General features: G+C 48.2%; 2 protein-coding genes. One reads left to right on the top strand and one right to left on the bottom strand.

Annotated elements, in window-relative coordinates; translation table 11 throughout:
* Window positions 1-316: hypothetical protein (locus VN105_RS08205; RefSeq protein WP_325639725.1), on the top strand; the 316-nt coding region annotated here is incomplete at its 5' end.
* Between the two features lie 30 nt (window positions 317-346).
* Here the strand turns inward: VN105_RS08205 and VN105_RS08200 are convergent.
* On the bottom strand, window positions 347-2,179 hold a 1,833-nt coding region (locus VN105_RS08200), incomplete at its 5' end, for a glycoside hydrolase family 36 protein (protein WP_325639723.1).

Genomic DNA, 2,179 nt, shown 5'->3' with positions numbered 1-2,179 from the left:
ATTATCCGGAATATACTTACTAATGAACACGATAAAATCAATCATAAAATGGTGCGGCCGGGCACTGATCGTATTTGTTATCCTCACTGCTGCAAGCTACCACAACAGCATGGATAACGACGGTGATCTTCGTTTTGGTTTTCCCATGGAAATATATCATAAAGCAGCATTGGTGATGTTTACAGCTACAGGGAAAATAGGCAGCTCTGAAAGCTTCTATCCACAGCACCTGGCGATAGATATCCTCTTTGCCTTTATGGTATCAATAGTACTTTTTTTCGTTTACAGGCGATTCATTAAGCGCCGGAAAAAATAGGACTTGCTTCACTTTATAAAATACGGGCTATCAGTTATCAGCTACTTTATGCGCTTCAATTAACAGCGCGCTGTGTAACGGCAATGAGCGGATCACATATTCTTCTTTAAAATTACCCAGCTCCTCACCTGTCCATTTGTTCACCAACCGGTAAGTTCCCTTTGGCAATTTAATACGGCGTTCCACGGCTTGTTCTCCCCAGTTAAAAACAGCAAATACTACCTGGTTGGGCAATGTGATTGTTCCTACGGTGAATGCTTCATTTTCAAACCTTGCCGCTATCCCGGTTGGAGGAATCAGTTTCTTTAATATCTCAAGCCGCGCGGGTGTTATTTTTGTAAGATCGTCGCCGCTAAGCAGCATCCCCCCGGAAGCATATACGGTGGCTGCATGAAACAGGTATTCGTTTTCGGTAGGCCCCGTTGGCCGCTGCTGCGCATTTACCTTGTTACCGGCCTGGTCCATGATATCGGTGGCGCCGCCATCTGTAAGTAAGATGCAGTCCGGATCATTCCACCATAGTCTTCCATTCTGCCAGCCCCGGAGCAGGTTTTCCCGGCCGATATTCCTGAATGCTTCCCATTTACGCCAGGTATCCATAGAGCTGCGGGAACCGTGAATTAGTCCGAGGGAAGCCCATATAGGATGATTACAACCCAGTACAAATGCATCACCCGTTCCTTTCAGTATAGCTGCCATACCACGGCGGTAGGCTTCAATCCGGGTGGCATTTTTATCATAATGTACACCACCATGCATGGCTCCCCAGTAATTGGCGTCCAGCTTGAAATAGGTACAGCCCCACTCCTTTCTCATCCGGCTGAAAAGTTCCGTAAAAAAGGCCTGCACCTGCGGATGCGTACCATCAAGTACATACCAGGGGCCCAGGCGCCAGCCGCCAAAACCAATTTTATCAGAACGCAGGGGTAACCCCTGCTCATCCTTCACAAACCAGTCGGGGTGATTTTTAAACAATTGCGATTGCGGACTGGCCACGAATGGCGCCACCCATATAGCGGGTTCCAATCCTTTCTGTTTTATTTCGTTCAGCACATTTTGCACATCGCCGCCAAATGCATTTCCTTTGCTCATCCAATCACCCATCCATGGTTGATAACCATCATCGACCTGGATATATTTGAGTTGCGGCAGGTGACCGGCAATCCAATCCGTATTATCGGCTACATTCTTTGCGGTAACACCGGGACCAAAACAATACCAGGAACACCACCCCATTGGCACCGGTTCATGTTTCAAACGGGGATGATGTTTGGCGATGGCTGCTGTTAGCTTATCATACAACGCTTCACGGTCTGGTCCTGATATAGCCATAAATTCCTCCAGGTGCCAGGTTTCGCCGGGCTGCAGCACCAGGTTCTCGCAATCCAGCGATATACGTATGCGGCTTCCATCAAAAGAAAACCTGGATATAAACCTGTTGCAGGAAGTGGTGGCCAGTAGTACCCGGTTGTTATGCTGCAGTTGCAGGGTAAGCATACCATATGCGGTACGCATGTTTTCGGGTTCCGGAATCTTATAATGATTCCTGTCGGTATATGTTCCCAGATCTTCCGGCTTTTCCAGGGTTCCACCTACCTGGGCTAACTTTTGAAATCCTTCTCCGTAGATACCGGTGTTACCCGGCAGCCCGTGGCGGAAATCGAACAGGATGATTTCCCGGATGCTGACCGGTTTTCCCGAATTATTGCGCACCAACATGGTACAAACTTCTTTGTTCCATGTCCGCTGTACTGCGATTTTGGTGTCTGCCGGCGAGCCGGTTGCTGTTATTACTTTGGCGGGCGATTGCTTTAATGCGTTTATAAACACCTCTCCCGGTAAATGCTGTGTGAATGCCAGAAC

Origin of the sequence: Chitinophaga sp., assembly GCF_035564935.1 — a bacterium.
Taxonomy (GTDB): Bacteria; Bacteroidota; Bacteroidia; order Chitinophagales; family Chitinophagaceae; genus Chitinophaga.
Note: the sequence above shows the minus strand (reverse complement) of the source record. Positions and strands in the feature narration are given on the sequence as shown.